The 20,158-nt window shown below is 71.0% G+C and carries 18 protein-coding genes; 6 read left to right on the top strand and 12 right to left on the bottom strand.

Features of this window, described 5'->3' with window-relative positions; genetic code table 11:
* Window positions 1-129: 129 nt before the first annotated feature.
* The 4 genes from ACFWPS_RS00210 to ACFWPS_RS00195 form a co-directional block, all read right to left on the bottom strand.
* Entirely contained in the window at window positions 130-1,080 is a 951-nt protein-coding gene (locus tag ACFWPS_RS00210) for a serine/threonine-protein kinase (RefSeq protein WP_383699156.1), read from the bottom strand.
* A 184-nt stretch (window positions 1,081-1,264) separates the two neighbouring features.
* Entirely contained in the window at window positions 1,265-1,684 is a 420-nt protein-coding gene (locus tag ACFWPS_RS00205) for a TIGR03668 family PPOX class F420-dependent oxidoreductase (RefSeq protein ID WP_383699154.1), read from the bottom strand.
* Between the two features lie 17 nt (window positions 1,685-1,701).
* Window positions 1,702-2,343 (bottom strand): phosphoribosyltransferase, encoded by a 642-nt coding sequence (locus ACFWPS_RS00200; RefSeq protein ID WP_383699152.1) that lies wholly within the window; start codon window positions 2,341-2,343, stop codon window positions 1,702-1,704.
* Between the two features lie 192 nt (window positions 2,344-2,535).
* Complete coding sequence (locus ACFWPS_RS00195; protein ID WP_383699150.1) at window positions 2,536-3,174, bottom strand: TetR/AcrR family transcriptional regulator; 639 nt, start codon at window positions 3,172-3,174, stop codon at window positions 2,536-2,538.
* Between the two features lie 182 nt (window positions 3,175-3,356).
* Here ACFWPS_RS00195 and ACFWPS_RS00190 point away from each other — a divergent pair, with 182 nt between their 5' ends.
* The 4 genes from ACFWPS_RS00190 to ACFWPS_RS00175 all read left to right on the top strand — a co-directional run bounded on the left by ACFWPS_RS00190 (window position 3,357) and on the right by ACFWPS_RS00175 (window position 7,798).
* Window positions 3,357-4,007 (top strand): nuclear transport factor 2 family protein, encoded by a 651-nt coding sequence (locus tag ACFWPS_RS00190; RefSeq protein ID WP_383699148.1) that lies wholly within the window; start codon window positions 3,357-3,359, stop codon window positions 4,005-4,007.
* Window positions 4,008-4,098: 91 nt separating this feature from the next.
* The gene (locus tag ACFWPS_RS00185; protein WP_383699146.1) at window positions 4,099-5,013 is read left to right on the top strand and encodes an aldo/keto reductase; all 915 of its coding nucleotides are present in this window, start codon (window positions 4,099-4,101) and stop codon (window positions 5,011-5,013) included.
* An 87-nt stretch (window positions 5,014-5,100) separates the two neighbouring features.
* Window positions 5,101-5,931 carry a polysaccharide deacetylase family protein gene (locus tag ACFWPS_RS00180; RefSeq protein WP_383699144.1) on the top strand — a complete coding sequence of 277 codons (831 nt, stop codon included), beginning with the start codon at window positions 5,101-5,103 and terminating at the stop codon, window positions 5,929-5,931.
* Between the two features lie 121 nt (window positions 5,932-6,052).
* On the top strand, window positions 6,053-7,798 hold the full coding sequence (locus ACFWPS_RS00175; protein ID WP_383699141.1) for an esterase: 1,746 nt from the start codon (window positions 6,053-6,055) through the stop codon (window positions 7,796-7,798).
* Window positions 7,799-7,917: 119 nt separating this feature from the next.
* Here the strand turns inward: ACFWPS_RS00175 and ACFWPS_RS00170 are convergent, their stop codons facing one another.
* The 3 genes from ACFWPS_RS00170 to ACFWPS_RS00160 form a co-directional block, all read right to left on the bottom strand.
* Window positions 7,918-9,114: a cytochrome P450 gene (locus ACFWPS_RS00170; protein ID WP_383699773.1), complete on the bottom strand. Its 1,197-nt coding sequence runs from the start codon at window positions 9,112-9,114 to the stop codon at window positions 7,918-7,920.
* A 144-nt stretch (window positions 9,115-9,258) separates the two neighbouring features.
* On the bottom strand, window positions 9,259-10,281 hold the full coding sequence (locus ACFWPS_RS00165; RefSeq protein ID WP_383699139.1) for a DUF2278 family protein: 1,023 nt from the start codon (window positions 10,279-10,281) through the stop codon (window positions 9,259-9,261).
* A gap of 143 nt (window positions 10,282-10,424) precedes the next feature.
* Window positions 10,425-11,645 carry an RNA-guided endonuclease InsQ/TnpB family protein gene (locus ACFWPS_RS00160; RefSeq protein WP_383699137.1) on the bottom strand — a complete coding sequence of 407 codons (1,221 nt, stop codon included), beginning with the start codon at window positions 11,643-11,645 and terminating at the stop codon, window positions 10,425-10,427.
* Window positions 11,646-11,969: 324 nt separating this feature from the next.
* Between ACFWPS_RS00160 and ACFWPS_RS00155 the strand changes: the two genes are divergently transcribed.
* Both ACFWPS_RS00155 and ACFWPS_RS00150 read left to right on the top strand, forming a co-directional pair.
* Window positions 11,970-12,410, top strand: coding sequence for an SRPBCC family protein (locus tag ACFWPS_RS00155; protein ID WP_382733115.1), 441 nt, complete (start codon window positions 11,970-11,972; stop codon window positions 12,408-12,410).
* Window positions 12,411-12,501: 91 nt separating this feature from the next.
* Entirely contained in the window at window positions 12,502-13,176 is a 675-nt protein-coding gene (locus tag ACFWPS_RS00150; protein ID WP_383699134.1) for a Crp/Fnr family transcriptional regulator, read from the top strand.
* A 194-nt stretch (window positions 13,177-13,370) separates the two neighbouring features.
* On the opposite strand, the gene ACFWPS_RS00145 is transcribed toward ACFWPS_RS00150, so the two are convergent.
* The 5 genes from ACFWPS_RS00145 to ACFWPS_RS00125 all read right to left on the bottom strand — a co-directional run bounded on the left by ACFWPS_RS00145 (window position 13,371) and on the right by ACFWPS_RS00125 (window position 20,150).
* A complete protein-coding gene (locus ACFWPS_RS00145; RefSeq protein ID WP_383699132.1) occupies window positions 13,371-14,528 on the bottom strand; it encodes an XdhC family protein in 1,158 nt (385 codons plus the stop codon).
* Between the two features lie 123 nt (window positions 14,529-14,651).
* A complete protein-coding gene (locus ACFWPS_RS00140) occupies window positions 14,652-16,112 on the bottom strand; it encodes an NCS2 family permease (protein WP_383699130.1) in 1,461 nt (486 codons plus the stop codon).
* A gap of 161 nt (window positions 16,113-16,273) precedes the next feature.
* On the bottom strand, window positions 16,274-18,670 hold the full coding sequence (locus ACFWPS_RS00135) for a xanthine dehydrogenase family protein molybdopterin-binding subunit (RefSeq protein ID WP_383699128.1): 2,397 nt from the start codon (window positions 18,668-18,670) through the stop codon (window positions 16,274-16,276).
* Window positions 18,671-18,675: 5 nt separating this feature from the next.
* The gene (locus tag ACFWPS_RS00130) at window positions 18,676-19,260 is read right to left on the bottom strand and encodes a (2Fe-2S)-binding protein (RefSeq protein ID WP_383699126.1); all 585 of its coding nucleotides are present in this window, start codon (window positions 19,258-19,260) and stop codon (window positions 18,676-18,678) included.
* Window positions 19,260-20,150, bottom strand: coding sequence for an FAD binding domain-containing protein (locus ACFWPS_RS00125; protein ID WP_383699124.1), 891 nt, complete (start codon window positions 20,148-20,150; stop codon window positions 19,260-19,262). The genes ACFWPS_RS00130 and ACFWPS_RS00125 overlap by 1 nt, the downstream gene beginning before the upstream one ends.
* Window positions 20,151-20,158 lie beyond the last annotated feature (8 nt).

The raw sequence follows: 20,158 nt of genomic DNA, 5'->3' as shown, positions 1-20,158 counted from the left end.
CGTTGAGGGCGGGGGCCCCGTGGGCTGCTGAGCGCTCCGCTGGAATTGCCGCGATGCGCCGTCGTTCGTCTGCGGCGCCGTCGTGGCTGGTCGCGCAGTTCCCCGCGCCCCTTCGGGGCGCTGCCGAGCTCAGCGGCGGAACACCGGGCGGGCCCAGCCGGGCGGGCGCGGGATGCGGGCGGCGTCCCGGCCGACGGTCGGGGGGCCGCCGGCGGACGGCCGCTCGGCCGGCTCCCCCGCCGGACCGGCGCCGTAAGCGGCCAGCCGCAGCTCGCCCACGAACTCCAGACAGGAGCCGTACCGGTCCTCGGGGACCTTGGCCAGCGCCCTCGCGAACACGTCGTCGAACGCCGGTGGCAGCCCCGCCCGCACCTCGCTCAGCGCGGGCGGGGCGTCGTACTGGTGCGCCCACAGCAGCGCGATGTCCTCGTCCCGGACGAACGGCGGGCCGCCGGCGAGCATCTCGAAGACCACGCAGGCGAGGCTGTAGAGATCGCAGCGGCCGTCCACCGGGCGCCCCGAGATCTGCTCCGGCGCCACGTAGTCCAGCGTGCCGACGAACTCGCCGACCGTCGTGAACCCCGTCAGCGACAGCGACTTCTTGGTGAGGCCGAAGTCCGTGAGATAGACGTGCTCCGGGTGCTCGCTGTCGGTGCCCTGCGCCACCAGCACGTTGCCCGGCTTCACGTCCCGGTGCACCAGATCGTGCTCGTGCGCCGCGTCCAGCGCGGAGGCGACCTGGCCGGCGATCCGCAGCGCCGCGTCCACCGGCAGCACGCCTTCCTTGTCCAGCAGCGCGCGCAGGTCAGGGCCCGACACGTAACGCATCGCGATGTACAGCACGCCGTCCGTCTCGCCGGCCTCGAAGATCGGCACGATGTGGGGGTGGTCGATGGCGGCGGCGACCCGTGACTCGTGGGTGAAACGGCGGCGGAAGGTGTCGTTGCGGGCCATCTCGGGGGCCAGCAGCTTCAGGGCGACGGTCCGGTCCAGGCGCAGGTCCGTGGCGCGGTAGACGACGGCCATGCCGCCGCGTCCGATCTCGCCCTGGACCTCGTAGCCCGCGATGCGCGTCGCCATCACCCGTCCACCCCGTAGCGCCAGAAACCTGCCCAAATCGTATCCAGGGGTGCGTTGCACGCGCGAGGCCGTCTGGCCGGTCCACGGTCCCGAGGTGGTCGACCTCGTGCTTCCAGTAGGGCCCGCGGCCCGCGAGGGGGTCACGTTCCGAGAGCTCGGGACTTGACACGGGGACGTCCGGCGATCAGGAGGGTGCCGCCTGCCAGCCGGTCCAGCGCGACACGGTCACGAGAACGACCGGGCCGCCGGGAGGGAGTTCCCGGTACTGCGGGTATTTCTCGCACAGCGGCTCGACGACGGCCGCGTCGGCGGGAACCACCCTCGCGTCGCCGTCCGCCCGGACCCACCACAGCCGGTCCCAGTTCTCGTCGTACGCGTCCACGAGCAGGCTCACGGCCGGCCGCGCGGCGATGTTGCGCAGCCGCTTGAGGCGGGGTGTGGTCTTGGGCTTGTGGTCCACGGCCGTGACGATCCCGTCGGCGCCGTAGCGTGCGAAGACGACCGGCACCAGATGGGGGCGGCCGGCCTCGTCCGCGGTCGCGAGCCGTGCCACCCGGGCCGCGGCGAACCGGCGTCGCGCCTCGCCCTCGGCCAGTTCCGGCACCGCGCACCCCGCCCCTGTCAGACCCGGCCCAGCGCGTCGAGCACGTCGGCGTCCGTCAGTTGCCCGAAGTCGTCGTACCACTGCCCGACCGAGCTGAAGACGGCCGGCCGGCAGGGGCAGACGACGAGGTCGGCCTCGGCGGCGAGCGCGTCCAGGGAGTCGGGCGCGCCGACCGGGACGGCCAGCACGGTCCGCGCGGGGCCCCGGCCCCGGATGTGGTGCAGCGCGGCGCGGGCGGTGGAGCCGGTGGCGAGGCCGTCGTCGACGACGAGCACGGTGCGGCCGCGCAGTTCGGGCGGCGGGCGGCTCTCCCGGTAGCGGCGCTCGCGGCGGCGCAGTTCCTGCCGCTCCCGCTCGACCACGGGGGCGAGGTCGTCCTCGCTCAGGCCCAGGTGGGCCAGGGTCGCCGGGTCGAGGAGCGGAGGGTCGTCCCCGGCGATCGCGCCGACGCCGAACTCCTCGTGGTGCGGGGCGCCGATCTTGCGTACGACGAGCACGTCGAGCGGGGCCGGAAGCTCCCGCGCCACCTCCGCGGCCACGGCCACCCCGCCCCGGGGCAGCGCCAGCACGATCGGGTCGGGCAGGGCGCCCTCGTCGCGCAACCTGCCCAGCGCGGCGGCGAGTTCGCGGCCGGCGTGCGCGCGGTCCCGGTAGCGCATGGGGCGTCCTCTCCGGCCGGGGTCGGTCCCCCTCCTCCATGGTCACACCACGTGTGGCGGCGGGTGACATCGAAGGTGCGGCGGTACGGTCCGCCGAGCGCCGAGCGCCGATCGCCGGATGCGGTGCGGTCAGCGGTCAGCGGTCAGCGGTCAGCGGTCAGCGGTCAGCGGTCAGCGGTCAGCGGTCAGCGGTCAGCGGTCAGCGGGGGCGTCCCCGCGGAACGCCCCCGCCACCATGGGGACCAGTTGCCGCTCGATCTGCTCGGCGGACAGGGCGGCCAGCTCGGTGCCGATGGGTGCCAGCGCGAGCCAGTTCAGCAGGCCGGCCGCGCACCGCGTACGGAAGATCAGCTCCTCCTCGCCGACTCCGGGAAGGTTCGCGGTCAGCACCCGGAGGGCCTCCTGGCGACTCCGTTCGAACTTGTCGGCGAGCCGGTCCCAGCCCTCGGGTGGGTCGATGCTGACGCGTGCCACGGTCCGCATCATGGCCAGATCCTGCCCACCGGCCGCCAGCGCGCGCATCATCGGCCGGGCGAACGCCTCCGCCAGGTCCTGGAGCGTCGCGGTGGGACCGAGCGAGTCGAGCGCCAGGAGCTGCGCGTCCAGATACCGCTCCAGCGCAAGCTCGATCGCCGAGTCGCACAGCGCCTTCAACGACCCGAAGTGATAGCTCACCGCGGCGACGTTGGCTCCGGCACGATCCGTGATCTCGCGGAGCGTCACACCCTCCTGGCCTCGCTGCGCGAGCAACTCCAGGGCGGCCGTCTGCAGGCCGTCCCGGGTGCGCTGACCGGCCTCCCGGCGCAGATCCATCTTCTTCGCCGCTGCCACGACGGAAGTCAAGCAGCCGCTTGACTTCACTGTCAATCCGCGCACGACACACAATTCAAACAGTCGCTTGACAGCTTGCGCGGCCCGTCCATAAAGTCAATCGAGCGCTTGATTAACCAAGACGCGAGAGACACCGATGCACGGGATCCCGGATCCCGCGTACGAACCTGGAGGAGAACGACATGAAGCTGCTCAGCCGGAAGTCGATCACCGCCGCGACCGCAGTGGCGGTCCTGGGCGGTCTGTCCATAGCCGCCGTGCCGTCGCAGGCCGCGAGCCCCGCCCACACCGGCGCGGCGGCCCACAGCAGCACGGCGGTCCCGGACCTGACCCCTCGCCAGCTGGCGGAACTGCCGCTCACGGACCGCCACCTGACCAGGCACGAGAGGCACAACCTCGCGATCGTGCTGCGCGACTACTACGTGGCGGAGGGCAAGCACATCGACGTCAAGACGTTCGTCGACAGCTTCGCCGAGGACGGCGTGTTCAACGACATGGTCCCGGGCGTGGCCTACCGGGGCGAGGCCCTCGGCAACGTGCTGCCCTACATGGCCGGCCTCTTCCCCGACGTCCACCGCGAGCTCAAGCGCATCACCGTGAACGGCGACGTGATCAGCATCGAGCTGTCGATCCAGGGCACGTTCGAGGGTCCGCTGCAGTCACCGGCGGGCACCGTCAAGCCGAACGGCGCGAAGGTCGACGTACCGACCGCTGACTTCTGGTACCTGAAGGACGGCAAGGTCGAGCAGTTCAACTGCTTCGTCGGCTACTCGACCATGTACAAGCAGATGGGCATCGACTTCGACTGGGCCTCGGCCGTCAAGAACCACTGAGCCGCTTCCGGCGGGTGATGCGCGGCGCCACCGACCGCACATCACCCGCCGGCCCCTGCGGAGGAGGAAGCCGTCCGGCAAGGAGATTTCGATGACCATCGCACCAGATCACGAGTTGACCGCCGGGGTGAAGGTCCCCCTGGTCGGTTTGGGGACTTACCTCATCCCGGACGAGGAAGCCGCGTCCGCCGTCGGGAACGCCCTGGCCGCCGGGTACCGGCACATCGACACGGCCGAGGTGTACGGGAACGAGCGCGGTGTCGGCGAAGGACTGCGGCGCGGCATGCGGCAGGAAGGACTCGAACGCGACGACGTGTTCGTGACGACCAAGCTGTGGCCGCTGACGGAGGAACGCAGCAAGACGGGCGAGGAGACCCTGCGGTCCCTCGACGAGAGTCTTGACCGGCTCGGCCTGGAGCAGGTCGACCTGTATCTCGTCCACGCCACGTTCGGACGCGAGCAGCGCCTGGAACAGTGGCAGGCGCTGGTCCAGGCCCACAAGAGCGGCAAGGCGCGTGCGATCGGCGTTTCGAACTTCAATGCCGTCCACATCGACGAGCTGATCGAGGCGGGACTTCCCGTTCCGCACGCCGACCAGATCGAACTGCACCCCTGGTCGCAGAAGCCCCGGCTCGTCGCCCACCTGCGCCGGAAGGGCATCACGCCCATCGCCTACAGCAGCCTGGTCCCGCTGTCGACCTGGCGCACGGCGCCCGGCCACCCGAGCGGAAAGACGCAGGAGATGCGCGCCGAGGGCGAGCGCCCCGACTCCCCCTTCAAGAGGATGGCGGAGAAGTACGGCGTGACCGAGGCGCAGTTCCTTCTGGGCTGGTGCGTACAGAACGGCTATCCGGTGCTTCCCAAGAGCACCGACCCGGTCCGCATGCGGGAGAACCTGGACGTCTTCTCGTTCCGCATCGACGACGCGGACATGGAGCGCATACGCGACCTGGACCGCGGAGCGGGGATCGCCTGGGGCGAAGTGGACCCCACCACGCACGGCTGACCAGCCCCGGAGCCTCCCGCCGCCGCCCGGAACCGGCCACCAGAAAATTCGCGCACACGTTCTATACACTGTGTGTATAGTCCCGGCATGCCACTTTGGAGCAAGCTTCCGAGCAAGAAGAGGGAAAGAAGGCCCTCCGGGTTCCGGTCCACCGGAACCCGGTCGGGCCGTTTCCGTCTCCCGGCGCTCACCGCCGCGGCCGTGTCGCTGACCCTCGCCCTGGCGGGCTGCGCACAGGTCGACACGACCTCGCCCGCCGACGCCCGCGACCACGCCGGCACGACGACCCAGGCCCGGTTCGGGACCGTCGACTGCCGCGAGGCGAAGTGCATCGCGCTCACCTTCGACGCGGGGCCCAGCGAGAACTCGGCACGGCTGCTCGACATCCTCAAGGAGAAGCACGTCCCGGCGACCTTCTTCCTGCTGGGCAAGCGGCACATCGAGAAGTACCCGGAGCTGGTGAAGCGGATGGCGGCGGAGGGGCACGAGGTCGCCAGCCACACCTGGGACCACAAGATCCTCACGCGGATACCGGACCGCCAGATACGCGAGGAGCTCACCCGCACCGACGACGCCATCGAGCACCTCACCGGGCGGAAGCCCACGCTGATGCGCCCGCCGCAGGGCCGTACCGACGCGGACGTGCACCGCATCTGCCGGGAGCTGGGCCTCTCCGAGGTGCTGTGGAGCGTGACCGCAAAGGACTACAAGACGACCGACTCGGCACTGATCGAGAAGCGGGTCCTGGACCAGGCCTCCCGGGACGGGATCATCCTGCTGCACGACCTCTACAAGGGCACTGTGCCCGCCGTACCCGGCATCATCGACGCCCTCAAGGCGCGCGGGTACGTGTTCGTGACGGTCCCCCAGCTGCTCGCCCCCGCCAAGGCCGAACCGGGGAAGGTGTACCGGCCCTAGCCCCGCGGGCAAGCTTCTAACAAAATAATCATCGAAATTGTCAACAATCCTGGGCCTCCTTGCCTACAGTCGGGGACTCGAAAGAGCCGCACAGCAACCCGCTGCACAAGGAGGTCTACGGGTGGAGATCAACCGCAGAACCGTTATCCGGGGCGCCGCAGCCATGGCCGCGTTCGGAGTCGCCGAGGGCGCGGCAGGCACTGCTTTCGCCGGCACCTCGTCGTCGAGCAGTTCGACGACCACGTCCTCGGCGTACTCGCTGGAGCTCGACTCCACCGCCTGGTCGTACGACTCGGCCAACGACGTGTACTACCAGCTGGGAAAGGTGTACGTCACCGACCCGGCCGCGACGGACATCGAGAACCTGTCGATCTACGTGCCGGGCGCCTATCTGACGGCCACCGCCAACAGCGACGGGACCACGTACACCGCGACGGCCAACCCGAAGGGCACCGTCGGCGCGTACTCGGGACGCACGGCGCCGATCGTGATCCCGGTCAACACCCCCGGCTACGCCGCCCAGAAGCCGGCCACGTCCTACAGCTACAACAGCGTGTCGCCGTACCTCGCGGCCGGGCACATCTACGTATGGCCGGGCCTGCGCGGCCGGGACAGCTCGACCAGCACCCGCTCCGACGCGGCCCCCTGGGGCGTGACCGACCTCAAGGCCGCGGTCCGCTTCCTGCGCTACAACCGGAGCGTCCTGCCCGGCAGCACGGACGACATCGTCCTGTTCGGCATGAGCGGCGGCGGCGCCCAGGACACCGTGGCGGGCGCGTCCGGCGACAGCCCCCTGTACCACCCCTACCTGCGCACGATCGGCGCGGCGATGGAGGACGCCGAGGGCCGCCCCCTCAGCGACGCGGTCGCCGGCGTCATGGCCTGGTGCCCGATCACCAGCCTGCACGAGGCCAACCTGTCCTACGAGTGGAACATGGGCCAGTTCGCCTCGACGGGCACGCGCGCGTCCGGCACCTGGACCAGCGCCTACTCGGCGGACCTCGCGAGGGCCTGGCCCAAGTACGTCAACCGCCTGGGTCTGCGCGACGAGCAGGGCAGGCGCCTGCAGCTGACCGAGTCCGGCAGCGGCACCTACCTGGCCGGCAGCTACTACGACCACCTGATCGAGGTGATCACCACCTCGCTGAACAACTTCCTGGCGGACAACACATTCCCGTACACCATCACGACGATGGGCGGCCCGCCCGGATCGGGCCAGACGGGCTCCTCCACCACGTACGAGACGGTCGACGACTACATCGCCTACCTCAACACGAACAGCACCTGGGTCACCTACGACGCCACGACCAACACCGCCACAGTGTCCGGCCTCCAGGGCTTCGTCACCAGCCAGAAGACCGCGAACAAGCCGGTCGGCGCGTTCGACGGCTACTCCCGCGCGCAGACCGAGAACGGCGTCTTCGCCATGGGACTCAACGCCTCGGCGCACTTCGCGCCGCTCACCCGTGACGTCGTCGCGGCCAACGAGTCGACGTACGCCACGTACTCCGACTGGAGCTCCGACTACGGCTCCGCGGCGTACGACAGCGACTTCGCACTGAAGGACAGCGTCGGCAAGGACATGGCCTGGCGGGCCGACGCCTACAACCCGCTGTACTTCCTCTCGCCCGCCTTCGCCGGCTACCGCCGGTCGCAGGTCGCGCGCCACTGGCGCATCCGCACCGGCATCATGCAGGGCGACACCGCCAACACGACCGAGATCAATATCCAGTTGGCCCTACGGAACTACGGCATCCGCGACGTCGACTTCGCCACCGTGTGGGCCCAGGGACACACCCAGGCCGAACGCACCGGCAACTCCACGACGAACTTCATCAGCTGGGTGGAGTCCGTCGTCAGGAAGTGACCACCGGTCCCGGCAGCCCGGGCGCCCGACCGACGAACCCCGGTCGGCGCCCGGCACCGGAGCGGAGGCGCTCCCGGCACCTCGCTCGACGCCGCCTGGCCGCGCACCCCGAACAGCTCCTAGGACACCGCCCAGGTGAGGTGCAACTCCTCCGGTGAGCGGTGGATCATCGTCGGCCGCATGGTCACCGGACGGCCCTCCGCGAGCCGCAGGTCCGGGAGCCGGCGGGTCAGCTCCTCGACCGTGGCCCGGAGTTGCTCGCGGGCCAGCTGGGCGCCGACGCAGGCGTGGGCGCCGAAACCGAAGGCGAGATGGCGGGCCGGGGCGGCCCGGGTGATGTCGAACGTGTCGGGGCCGGGGTGCCGCGCGGCATCCCGGTTGGCCGCACCGAAGGCGACGAACAGCTCCGCCCCGGCCGGGAGTTCGGTGCCGGCGAGGGTGACCGGGCGGGTGGTCACCCGCCGGAAGCCCTGGAGCGCCCCGTCGTAACGCGCCGCCTCCTCCACGGCCGCCGGGATCAGGTCGGGCCGCTCGCCGAGCAGTTCCCACTGGCGCCGGTGGCCGAGCAGGTGCAGGACGGTGGTGCCGATCAGCGCGGTCGTGGTCAGGTGCCCGGCGATCAGCAGGTTCTGCAGGTGGGCGACGGCCTCGTGGCGCTGCTCCAGGGGCAGTTCGGTGTGGCCGGGCTCGGTCACGGAGGCGACGATCTCCGTGGCCAGGTCCTCGCGGGGGTGCGTGTAGCGGTCGCGGGCGCAGCGGTCGAGGACGTGCTGCATGGCGACGACGTCCTCGGCGGCGGCGATCTGCTCGGCCTCCGGCAGCGGCCGGAACAGCAACTCCTCGGCGCGGCGCCCGCCGTGCACGACGAGCGGCACGTCGGCGGGGTCGAGACCGACGATCCGTCCGATGACCTCGCCGGGCAGCCGCATGGCGTAGGCCGACATCAGCTCCACCCGGCCGTCCGTCACGAACCCGTCGACGAGGGCGGCGGCGCGCTCACGGGCGTACGGCACGGCCGCCGCGACCCGGGCCGGTGACAGCGCCCGCACCAGCGGCGCGCGCAGCCGCTGGTGCCGTTCGCCGTCCGAGGTGACCACGACCGGCCGACCGCCGAAGCCACCGCCGAGCACGGCGAGCGCGGCGGCCGAGGGCATGACGTCCGGCCGTAACGCGTTCGCCGACGAGAACTCCTCCGTGCGGCGCAGCACTTCGCGGACGTCGGCGTCCCGGGCCACCAGCCAGGCGTCCAGTTCGGCCACCCGCACCAGCCCCTCGGCGGCCCGTGCCCGCGCGTAGAGCGGGTAGGGATCGCGCATCAGGTCGTCGAGCCTGTCGTGTGCGTCGTGCCTGTCGTGCAGTTCGTGTTCCACGAGACGCTCCCCGGGACGACGACGGCGGTACGGACCGCGCTCATGGTGCCGTACCGCCGGGCCGCCGCGACAGGGCCGTGCGCGGCCCGGTCAGAAGACGACCCACCACCCTTCGCGGGCCGCTTGTTCGGCCGTGTACGACACCCCGTCGGCCTTGAGTCCGGCGGCGTCGAGGAGGGTGATCTCACCGCCGTGGTTGCCGAGTTGGGCGCCGCCGGAGAGCGGCACGGCGAGGGCGGCACCGGCGGCGAGGGGGCCGGCCGGGACCGGGGAGGCCTGGCCGATGCGGTCGAGGAGGCGCCAGCCGGTGAGGTCGACCGGGGCGGACGAGGCGTTGAGGAGAGTGACGGTCTCCGCCTCGGGGGCGGGGCCGACCGGGTTGACCAGCGCGGCGACGATCCGGACCGGCCGGTCGCCGGGCGCGGGGCGGGAGGTGTCGACGTCCGGGAGGGTGTGGCCGGTGACGTCGTCGGTGTGCCAGGCCTGGCTCTGGAAGGCGAGGAAGATCCCTACCCAGCGCTCCGCGGCCTGGCCGTCGCCCGGGAAGCGGAGCAGCAGTCCGCCGTCCTGCCAGACCCCGTCGTCGCCGGTGAAGCGGCCGTCGTTGCCCTGGTTCATGTGGATGTCGTGGACGCCGTTGCCGGGCAGGAAGCCGAACACCTTGTCCTTGACGCCGGTCTCGGGCCCCCAGCGCTCGCCGAAGAGGTACAGGCGGGCGCCGGGGTCGTCGACGGCCCGCCGGACGTAGTGGTCGAGCAGGTCGGCCAGGTCGTTGTCGGGTCCGGAGCGGTCCGCGGGCAGGACCCGCATCTTCGCCGGGTCGAAGAGGTTGCCGCGGACGAAGTCGAGGTTGGGGCCGCCGGGCCCGGGCGGCAGCGTGTTCCAGCCGCTCGCCAGGCCCCCCAGACGGGCGGTGAGCGGGTGCTTGAAGTCGTCGTCGACGAGGTAGAGCAGTTCGGCGGGCTTCTCCTGCGAGAGGACGTTGACCGCGGCCCGGTAGTGCACACCGGCGTCGTCCGTGAGGTGGATCTGGTAATGCGGGCTGTCGGCGGCGCCCTCGCGCCGGGTGTCGACCGCCCTCGTGATCAGTACGCCATAGGTCTTCAACGGCATGATGACCAACTCCCCGTGCGGGCAGGCGGTTTGCCCGCCATGGCAGGAATCGTACGGGGCCCGGACCGGCGGCGGCCCTGGTTGGACGAATCTGTCGGTCCTTTGAAACCTCCCCTCCCGGTACGGGGGAGGGGATTCCTGGCTCAGGCCGCCTTCTGGAGTAGCGCTCCGGGAGGTCTTCCGCCATCAGCACCAGCCGGGTTGAGACCAGCCCGGACGAGCATCACGTGTGCGGAGTTCTTGTCCCGTGAGGAGACGGTCATGCACACGACGCAGGAGTAAGTGCGCTCACCCAGCGGCAGTGCGTGCTTGGCTCTCGCTCCGCAGTGCGCGCAGTCCATCGTGGTGAACGCCGGGTGTACGAGGCGGATGTCCCGCTCGTGCTTGCGGCCCATCTCGATCAGAGCGGCCTTCGTGGCGCCGATGGCGGCGTCAGCGGCCTTGCGGGCCATGGTCGTCCTGGCCAGGAACTTCGGCCTGAAGTCTTCGACGGCAATGGCGTCGTGGTCGGTCACGAGCTTCTTGGCCCACTTGCGGCCGGTGTCCTCACGCTGCCGGGCGACCTTCTTGCATGTCTTCGCCCGTAGCTTCTTCGCCTCGCGGTACCCCTTCGAGGCGGGCTGGCCCTTCTTCGGTCTGCGGCGAGCCATCATCCGGTCGTAGCGGGCCAGCTTCTCCTTCGCCTTGCTGCCATGCCCGGCGTGCGGCAGGTCGTGCGCGTCGGATGTGGTGGTTGCGGTCTCCTTCACACCCCAGTCGATACCGAGTACGCGGCCGGTCTGCGGCAGAGGCTGGATGTGAGCCGGGACGACGAAGGAGCAGTACCAGTGCCCGAGACTGTCCTGATACACACGCACCGAGGACGGCTCGACCGGCAGCTCCCGGGACCACACCACCATCACCACGATGCCCCCGGCCAGACACAGACGGCCGTCCCTCAGCCGGAACCCACGCCGCGTGTAGTTGAGGGTTGCCGGCGCCTCGCGCTTGGTCTTCCACTTCGGCATCCCCGCACGCTGCCGTACCGGCAGGCGGTCGCGGATGTCCTTGTGCGCCTTGGCGCGAGAGCGGCCGAAGTCGCGAATGACCTGCTGCTGGGGAACTGACGAGCCGGCACTCAGCCACGGCGTCGTCCTGCGCGCTTCGGTCAGCATCCTGTCGAGCTGCGCCGGCCCGCACGTCCGTTCCTCTCCCGTCGCCTGGTTGTTCAGGTAGGTGGCCTTGGACCTGGCGACGCATTCGTTCCAGACCCACCGGCACCGGTCCCACTCCGCCGCCAAAGAGACGCGGGCGGTTGACGACACGCGCAGCCGGTAGGTGTACCGGGCATGACCGGCCTCCGCAGCCGCGCCCACCTGCGCCATTCCGCCCCCTCACGATCCACCGCCGGGACGGACAACCTGCGGTCCCGAACTCCCGCAAGGACCATATGTGCGACCGCCGCACACACGCCCCCGATTCCGCAGCCATCACCTCAGCCAGCGATCACAGGCACACGTGTTCGCATCCCCCTTGAAAGCACCGGGCTCCGATAGGGACGCTCCGCGCCGCGAGCCGGTCGGTGACGCTCCGCATCGCACCGTCCGGATGTGGTCCTTCCCGACGCGAGCGCCGGCGGAACCAGGCGGGAAACAGGTGAACGGTAAAGCGTGTCCCACGTCCAGCGACCGGTTCCCTACGATCGTGCCGTGGTCAATTTCCTCCTTCAGCGGACGGCTCCGCTGCCGATCGACGAGGCGTGGCGCCGGCTCACGGAGTGGTCCCGGCACGCCGACGTGGTCCCGCTGACCCGGGTCACCGTGCTCACCGATCCCCCGACCCACGAGGGCACCGTGTTCGTGGCCCGTTCCGGGTTCGGGCCGCTGTCGTTCGACGATCCCATGGAGGTGACCGTCTGGGAGCCGCCACGGGACGGCGGCTCCGGCCGGTGCCGCCTGGTCAAGCACGGCCGGGTGGTGCTCGGCTGGGCCGAACTGGAGGTGCACCCAGGCCCCGGCGGCCGTACCCGGGTGGTGTGGCACGAGGAGCTGCGGATCCGGGGGCTGCCGTCGCTCTTCGACCCGCTGGTGCGCCGGGCGTCCCGGGCGGTGTTCGGACGGGCGGTCAACTCACTGCTCCGGCGGCCCTGACCGCGGTGCCGTACGGGCCGCCGGCCCCTTGGCAGACCCCGGCCGCAGGATGGACAGTGGCCGTCCGGTGCCGAACGGTCACCGTGCGTCGATGCGGCCGGGAGGCTCGAAGGTGGCGTTCTTCTCGCCCGGGGAAGCGAAGCTGTTACGGGAGGCCGGGCATCCGCGCGGGTGGGCCCGCGGCGAGGTGCTGATGCGGGAGGGCGAGGAGGCGCACTCCGTCGTCCTGCTCACCGACGGCCTGGTCAAGGTGACGGTCGACTCGGCCAACGGCTACACCAGCCTGCTCGCGCTGCGCGGCCCCGGTGAACTCCTCGGCGAGTTCTCCTGCATAGACGGCCGGCCCCGGGGCGCCACGGTCACCGCGATGCGCCGCAGCGAGGGCGCGGTGCTCGCCGCGGAGGCCTTCCTACGGCTCCTGGAGCGCGACCCGGGCCTGTGCCTGTCGGTGCTGCGCAGCGTCGTGGGCCGATTACGGGACTCCGACGGGCTGCGCGCCGAACAGGGCGCCCGCACCACCCGCGCCCGGGTCGCCGGGCTGCTGGTGAAGCTCGCCGTGCAGTACGGCGCGGCCGCCCCCGAAACCCTGCCGGGTGCCGTCGCCGTGCAGGTCAACCAGCGTGAACTGGCCGCCGCCACCGGGGCGTCCAGGGAGTCGGTGGTGCGCTGCCTGCGGGCCATGCAGCAGGAGGGCCTGGTGGCCACCCGGCGGGGGCGGACCGTCGTACTCGACCTGGCGGGGCTACGGCGCTGGGCCGAGGAATGACCCGACGCGCTTGCGGCCCTCGTGCAACCCGCGTGCATGAGAACGGAACTCCCGGCGCCGAATGCGTCATTTGACGCTGTACGGCGGCTGTGAAGGCGCTTCCATCGTCCCCTGGCGCCCGGACCGGTACGGCGATCGGGGGAACGGGCCGGGCGCTCCGGGGGAGCACGCCGGGACGGCCGCCACAGGGGGAGCTAGGCCACCGACCCGATCCGCCGCGCCGTGGCCTGCGAAGACGTCACGTCGTGGTGGATCGGGGTGTGCGCCCCGGTCAGGGAGACCCCGCTGCCGCCTCTGCGGTTCGCGACGATCTCGGCCGCGATCGACAGCGCAGTCTCCTCGGGCGTACGGGCGCCGAGGTCGAGGCCGATGGGCGACCGGAGGCGGGCCAGCTCCAACTCGGTGACGCCGACCTCGCGCAGGCGTTCGTTGCGGTCCAGGTGGGTGCGGCGGGAGCCCATCGCGCCGACGTACGCCACCGGGAGGCGGAGGGCCAGGCGGAGCAGCGGGACGTCGAACTTGGCGTCGTGGGTGAGGACGCACAGGACGGTACGAGCGTCCGCCTGCGTGCGCTCCAGGTATCTGTGGGGCCACTCGACGACGATCTCGTCGGCCTCCGGGAAGCGGGTCCTGGTCGCGAAGACGGGGCGGGCGTCGCACACCGTCACGTGGTAGCCGAGGAACTTGCCGACCCGCACCAGCGCGGACGCGAAGTCGATCGCGCCGAAGACGATCATCCGGGGCGGCGGGACGGACGACTCGACCAGCACCATGAGCGGTGCTCCGCACCGAGAGCCCTGCTCTCCGATCTCCAGGGTGCCGGTGCGGCCCGCGTCCAGGAAGGCGGCCGCCTCGGCGGCGACCGTGCGGTCCAGCTCCGGATGGGCGCCGAAGCCGCCCTCGTGGGAGCCGTCGGCGTCCACCAGCAGGGCTCGGCCCAGGAGTTCCGGCGGCCCGCTGACGATCCGCGCGACCGCCGCCGCGTCCCCGCGCACGGCGGCGGCCAGCGCGGCCGCGACCACCGGCCGGACGGGGTCGTCCGCCCGCACCGGTGTGACGAGGATGTCGATGACGCCGCCGCAGGTCAGACCGACGGCGAAGGCGTCGTCGTCGCTGTACCCGAAGCGCTCCAGGACGGTCTCCCCGTCCTCCAGCGCCTGCCGGCACAGCTCGTACACGGCACCCTCCACACAACCGCCGGAGACCGAGCCCACGGCGGTGCCCTCGGCGTCCACCGCGAGGGCGGCGCCGGGCTGCCGGGGCGCACTGCCACCGACGGCCACCACCGTGGCCACGGCGAAGTCCCGCCCCTCCGCAACCCACCGGTTCAGCTCCTCGGCGATGTCGAGCATCTCTCGCTCTCCTTAAACGGGGTCAGGTACAGGCGCCCCCGAAGGGGCGCGGGGAACTGCGCGACCAGCCACAACGAACCCGCAGACAACAACCGGTCCATCTCGGCTGAACCAGCGGAGCGCCTAGTGGACGCCCAGCCAGCTCTCAATGGGATTGAGGGCGAAATAGACCAGGAAGATCCCTGTCAGGCCCCACATGAATACCCCGACTTCCCGTGCCCTGCCCTGAGCTGCCTTGATGGCGGTGTAGGAGATGACGCCGGCGGCCACGCCGGTGGTGATGGTGTAGGTGAAGGGCATCAGGACGACCGTCAGGAACACCGGGATGGCGGTGGCCCGGTCGGCCCAGTCCACGTGCCGGGCGTTCATCAGCATCATCGCGCCGATGACCACCAGGGCGGCCGAGGCGACCTCCTGCGGCACGATCGCGGTGAGCGGGGTCAAGAACAGGCAGGCCGCGAAGAAGAGTCCGGTCACGACCGAGGCGAGACCGGTGCGGGCGCCCTCGCCGACGCCCGTCGCCGACTCGATGAAGACCGTCTGGCCGGAGCCGCCGGCCACTCCCCCGATCGCGCCGCCCGCGCCGTCGATGAACAGCGCCTTGGACAGGCCCGGCATCCGGCCCTGGTCGTCGGCCAGCTTCGCCTCGGTGCCGACGCCGATGATGGTGGCCATCGCGTCGAAGAACCCGGCGAGCACGAGGGTGAAGACGATCATCGCCACCGTCATCGCGCCGACCTTGCCCCAGCCGCCGAACTCGACGTGCCCGAAGAGCGAGAAGTCCGGCATGGAGACGGCGGAGCCGTGCAGTTCGGGTGCGGCGCCGCTGGCCCACTGTTTCGGGTCGATGACTCCGAGGCCGTTCAGTACGGCCGCCACGACCGTGCCGCTGATGATGCCGATCAGGATCGCGCCGGGGACGTTCCGGGCCTGCAGCATGAAGATCAGCAGCAGGGTGCCGGCGAAGAGCAGCACCGGCCAGCCGGCGAGTTCGCCCGCGGGACCGAGGGTGACCGGGGTGGCCTTGCCCTGGTGCACGAAGCCGGACTTGTAGAAGCCGATGAGGGCGATGAACAGGCCGATGCCCATGGTGATGCCGTGCTTGAGTGCGAGCGGGATGGCGTTCATGATCATCTCGCGCAGGCCGGTGACGACCAGGAGCATGATGACGACGCCGTACATCACGCACATGCCCATCGCCTGCGGCCAGGTCATCTGCGGGGCGACCTGCGAGGACAGCACACCGGAGACGGAGAGGCCGGCGGCGAGCGCGAGGGGCACCTTGCCGGCGAAGCCCATCAGCAGCGTGGTGAAGGCCGCCGCGAACGCCGTCGCGGTGATCAGCGCCTGCTGTCCGAGGGTGTCCCCGGCCGCGTCCTTGCCGGACAGGATCAGGGGGTTGAGCAGGAGGATGTACGCCATCGCCATGAAGGTGGTGACGCCGCCGCGCACTTCACGCGCGACGCTCGATCCTCGCTGGGAAATGTGGAAGTACCGGTCGAGCCAGGACCGTCCGGCCGGGACACGGGTGCCTTCTCCCGCGTCTTCGGCCGTCGCCCTGGGTTCGAGTGACTGCTGGGTCATGATGCCGACTCCCAAGGTTCACAGGGGCCCCCGACGCATGCCGGTTGCCTCCGGCGATGCGCGGGATTTGGGAAGTGCATGACCCGGGGGACGGCCCGGTGGTGCACGCTTCTGGGGGTCGGCGCCGGGAAGTTGAGCAGTTGCCCGGCGCCGAGGTGGTGTTACGCGGTACCCGTCAGGTGCTCCGGGCGTACCGGCGTGCGGTTGAGCTCCAGCCCGGTCGCGTTCCGGATCGCCGCGAGGACGGCCGGGGTCGAGGACAGGGTCGGGGCCTCGCCGATGCCGCGGAGCCCGTACGGGGCGTGGTCGTCGGCGAGTTCGAGGACGTCGACCGGGATGGTCGGCGTGTCGAGGATGGTCGGGATCAGGTAGTCCGTGAAGGACGGGTTCCTGACCTTCGCGGTCTTCGGGTCGACGATGATCTCCTCCATCACCGCGATGCCCAGGCCCTGGGTCGTACCGCCCTGGATCTGGCCGACGACGGAGAGCGGGTTGAGCGCCTTGCCGACGTCCTGGGCGCAGGCCAGCTCGATCACCTTGACCAGGCCCAGTTCGGTGTCCACCTCGACGACCGCGCGGTGGGCGGCGAAGCTGTACTGGACGTGGCCGTTGCCCTGCCCGGTGTGCAGGTCGAACGGCACGGTCGCGCGGTGCCGCCACTCCGCCTCGATCTCCACGGCCTCGTCGCCGAGGACGTCCACCAGGTCGGCGAGCACCTCGCCGCCGTCGGTGACGACCTTGCCGCCCTCCAGCAGCAGTTCGGCGGTCGCCCAAGCGGGGTGATACGTGCCGAACCTGCGCCGGCCCAGCTCCAGGACCTTCTCGCGGACCAGCTCGCAGGAGTTCTTCACGGCGCCGCCGGTGACGTACGTCTGCCGGGAGGCCGAGGTCGAACCCGCCGAGCCCACCTGGGTGTTGGCCGGGTGGATGGTCACCTGCGCCACGCCTAGCTCGGTGCGCGCGATCTGCGCGTGGACGGTCACACCGCCCTGCCCGACCTCCGCCATCGCGGTGTGCACGACGGCGACGGGCTCGCCGCCGACGACCTCCATCCGCACCCGCGCGGTCGAGTAGTCGTCGAAGCCCTCGGAGAAGCCGACGTTCTTGATGCCGACCGCGTAGCCGATGCCGCGTACGACGCCTTCGCCGTGCGTGGTGTTGGACAGACCGCCGGGCAGCTGCCGTACGTCCGCGCCCTCGCTGCTCTCCCACTGGCGCTCGGGGGGCAGTGGCATCGCGCTGACGCGGCGCAGGAGTTCGGCGACGGGGGCGGGGGAGTCGACCGGCTGGCCGGTCGGCATGACGGTGCCCTGCTCCATGGCGTTCAGCTTCCTGAACTCCACCGGGTCCATGCCCAGTTGCTTGGCGACCTTGTCCATCTGGGCCTCGTAGGCGAAGCACGCCTGGACCGCGCCGAAGCCGCGCATCGCGCCACAGGGCGGGTTGTTGGTGTAGAGGGCGATGGCCTCGATCTCGACGTCGTCGACGACGTACGGGCCGATGCCGAGCGAGGCGGCGTTGCCGACGACGGCCGGGGAGGCGGAGGCGTAGGCACCGCCGTCGAGCACGATCCGGCACTTGACGTGCGTCAACTTGCCTTCGCGCGTTGCCCCGTGCTCGTAGTAGAGCCGGGCCGGGTGGCGGTGGACGTGGCCGAAGAAGGACTCGAAGCGGTTGTAGACGATCTTCACCGGCTTGCCGGTGCGCAGGGCCAGCAGGCAGGCGTGGATCTGCATCGACAGGTCCTCGCGGCCGCCGAACGCGCCGCCGACGCCGGACAGCGTCATCCGCACCTTGTCCTCGGGCAGGCCGAGCACCGGGGCGATCTGACGCAGGTCGGAGTGGAGCCACTGGGTGGCGATGTAGAGGTGGACGCCGCCGTCCTCCTCGGGCACCGCGAGGCCGGACTCGGGGCCGAGGAAGGCCTGGTCCTGCATGCCGAAGCAGTACTCGCCCTTGACGATGACGTCGGCCTTCTCGGCGGCCTCGTCGGCGTTGCCGCGGATGATCGGCTGACGGTGCACGATGTTGGGGTGCGGGACGTGGCCGACGTGGTGGTCGTCGCGGTTCTCGTGGACGTGGATCGCGTCCGGGGCGGTCGCCGAGGCCTCGTCGGTGATGACGGGCAGTTCGCGGTACTCGACCTTGATCTTGGCGGCCGCACGGCGGGCGGTCTCCGGGTGGTCGGCGGCGACGATCGCGACCGGTTCGCCGTGGTGGCGTACCTTGCCGTGCGCGAGGACCGGGGTGTCCTGGATCTCCAGGCCGTAGTTCTTCACGTCGGTGGGCAGGTCGTCGTACGTCATGACGGCGTAGACGCCGGGCTGGGCGAGGGCCTCGCCGGTGTCGATCGACACGATCTCGGCGTGCGCGACGGTCGAGCGGAGGATCTGGCCCCAGAGCATGTCCTCGTGCCACATGTCGGACGAGTACGCGAACTCGCCGGTGACCTTGAGGGTGCCGTCCGGACGGAGCGTGGACTCGCCGATGCCGCCCCTGGTCCGGGAGCCCTGGGTGACCTTGGTGGGAGTGCCGAGGGGAGCGCTGTTGGTGGGCATCCGGTTCAGACCGCCTCTCCCTGCCGGGCGGCCGCGAGGCGGACCGCGTCCATGATCGTCTCGTAGCCGGTGCAGCGGCACAGGTTGCCCGAGAGCGCCTCGCGGATGTCCGCGTCGGTCGGGTTGGGGTTGCGCTCCAGCATCTCGTCGGCGGCGACCAGCAGCCCCGGGGTGCAGAAGCCGCACTGGACGGCGCCGGCGTCGATGAAGGCTTGTTGGATGGGGGAGAGTCGGGTGCGTTCGCCGGTCTGGGAGTCGGAGGGGGGCTTGGGCTGCCAGCTCTTTGAAGTGTCACGCGTGACATGTGACATACCACTGGCGCCCGTCCCGCAGGCCCGCCGCTCCGCAAACTCCGCCAGCCCCTCGACCGTGACGACCTCCCGCCCCTCCACCTGTCCAGCCGCGACCAGGCACGAACACACGGGCACGCCGTCCAGCCGGACGGTGCAGGACCCGCACTCCCCCTGCTCGCAGGCGTTCTTGGAGCCGGGCAGGCCCAGGCGCTCCCTCAGCACGTACAGCAGGGACTCGCCCTCCCACACGTCGTCGGCTTCCTGCGGACGTCCGTTGACGCTGAAGTTGACGCGCATCAGGCGACACTCCCCTTCTGCTCAGTAGTGCCGCGGTACGACTCCCAGGTCCAGGTGAGCGTCCGGCGGGCCATCACTCCGACCGCGTGGCGGCGGTAGCTCGCGGTGCCCCGGACGTCGTCGATGGGGTTGCAGGCGGCGGCGCACAGGTCCGCGAACTGCTTGGCGACCGACGGGGTGATGACCTTTCCGTTGTCCCAGAAGCCGCCCTCGTCGAGCGCCGCGTTCAGGAAGTCCTCCGCGACCTTGGCGCGCACCGGCGTCGGGGCGGCGGAGCCGATCCCGGTCCGTACCGTCCGCGTCTCGGGGTGCAGGGCGAGCCCGAAGGCGCACACGGCGATCACCATGGCATTACGCGTGCCGACCTTCGAGTACTGCTGCGGGCCGTCGGCCTTCTTCACGTGCACCGCGCGGATCAGCTCGTCGGGCGCGAGGGCGTTGCGCTTGACGCCGGTGTAGAAGTCGTCGATGGGGATGAGCCGGGTGCCGCGCACCGACTCGGCCTCGACCTCGGCGCCCGCCGCGAGCAGCGCGGGATGGGCGTCGCCGGCCGGGGAGGCGGTGCCGAGGTTGCCGCCGACGCCGCCGCGGTTGCGGATCTGCGGGGAGGCGACGGTGTGCGAGGCGAGGGCGAGGCCGGGCAGTTCGGCGCGCAGGTTCTCCATGATCCGGGTGTACGGGACGGAGGCGCCGAGCCGTACGCTCTCCTCGCCGGTCTCCCATTCGTAGAGATCACCGATGCGGTTGAGGTCGAGGAGGTACTCGGGCCGGCGGTGGTCGAAGTTGATCTCGACCATCACATCGGTGCCACCCGCGATCGGCACTGCGGTGGGGTGCTCGGCCTTCGCGGCGAGCGCCTCCTCCCAGCTGGCGGGGCGAAGGAAGTCCATGACCGGCT

This window comes from Streptomyces sp. NPDC058457 (genome assembly GCF_042720695.1).
Classification (GTDB): domain Bacteria; phylum Actinomycetota; class Actinomycetes; order Streptomycetales; family Streptomycetaceae; genus Streptomyces.
Note: the sequence above shows the minus strand (reverse complement) of the source record. Positions and strands in the feature narration are given on the sequence as shown.

Bases quoted from the DNA above. Each gene is read 5' to 3' on its own strand.
- ACFWPS_RS00180 (WP_383699144.1), top strand. From the start codon at position 5,101: ATGCCACTTTGGAGCAAGCTTCCGAGCAAGAAGAGGGAAAGAAGGCCC.
- ACFWPS_RS00190 (WP_383699148.1), top strand. From the start codon at position 3,357: ATGAAGCTGCTCAGCCGGAAGTCGATCACCGCCGCGACCGCAGTGGCG.
- ACFWPS_RS00125 (WP_383699124.1), bottom strand. From the start codon at position 20,150: ATGGACTTCCTTCGCCCCGCCAGCTGGGAGGAGGCGCTCGCCGCGAAG.
- ACFWPS_RS00165 (WP_383699139.1), bottom strand. From the start codon at position 10,281: ATGCCGTTGAAGACCTATGGCGTACTGATCACGAGGGCGGTCGACACC.
- ACFWPS_RS00130 (WP_383699126.1), bottom strand. From the start codon at position 19,260: ATGCGCGTCAACTTCAGCGTCAACGGACGTCCGCAGGAAGCCGACGAC.
- ACFWPS_RS00140 (WP_383699130.1), bottom strand. From the start codon at position 16,112: ATGACCCAGCAGTCACTCGAACCCAGGGCGACGGCCGAAGACGCGGGA.
- ACFWPS_RS00200 (WP_383699152.1), bottom strand. From the start codon at position 2,343: ATGCGCTACCGGGACCGCGCGCACGCCGGCCGCGAACTCGCCGCCGCG.
- ACFWPS_RS00160 (WP_383699137.1), bottom strand. From the start codon at position 11,645: ATGGCGCAGGTGGGCGCGGCTGCGGAGGCCGGTCATGCCCGGTACACC.
- ACFWPS_RS00170 (WP_383699773.1), bottom strand. From the start codon at position 9,114: ATGCGCGATCCCTACCCGCTCTACGCGCGGGCACGGGCCGCCGAGGGG.
- ACFWPS_RS00145 (WP_383699132.1), bottom strand. From the start codon at position 14,528: ATGCTCGACATCGCCGAGGAGCTGAACCGGTGGGTTGCGGAGGGGCGG.
- ACFWPS_RS00135 (WP_383699128.1), bottom strand. From the start codon at position 18,670: ATGCCCACCAACAGCGCTCCCCTCGGCACTCCCACCAAGGTCACCCAG.
- ACFWPS_RS00210 (WP_383699156.1), bottom strand. From the start codon at position 1,080: ATGGCGACGCGCATCGCGGGCTACGAGGTCCAGGGCGAGATCGGACGC.
- ACFWPS_RS00185 (WP_383699146.1), top strand. From the start codon at position 4,099: ATGACCATCGCACCAGATCACGAGTTGACCGCCGGGGTGAAGGTCCCC.
- ACFWPS_RS00150 (WP_383699134.1), top strand. From the start codon at position 12,502: ATGCGGCCGGGAGGCTCGAAGGTGGCGTTCTTCTCGCCCGGGGAAGCG.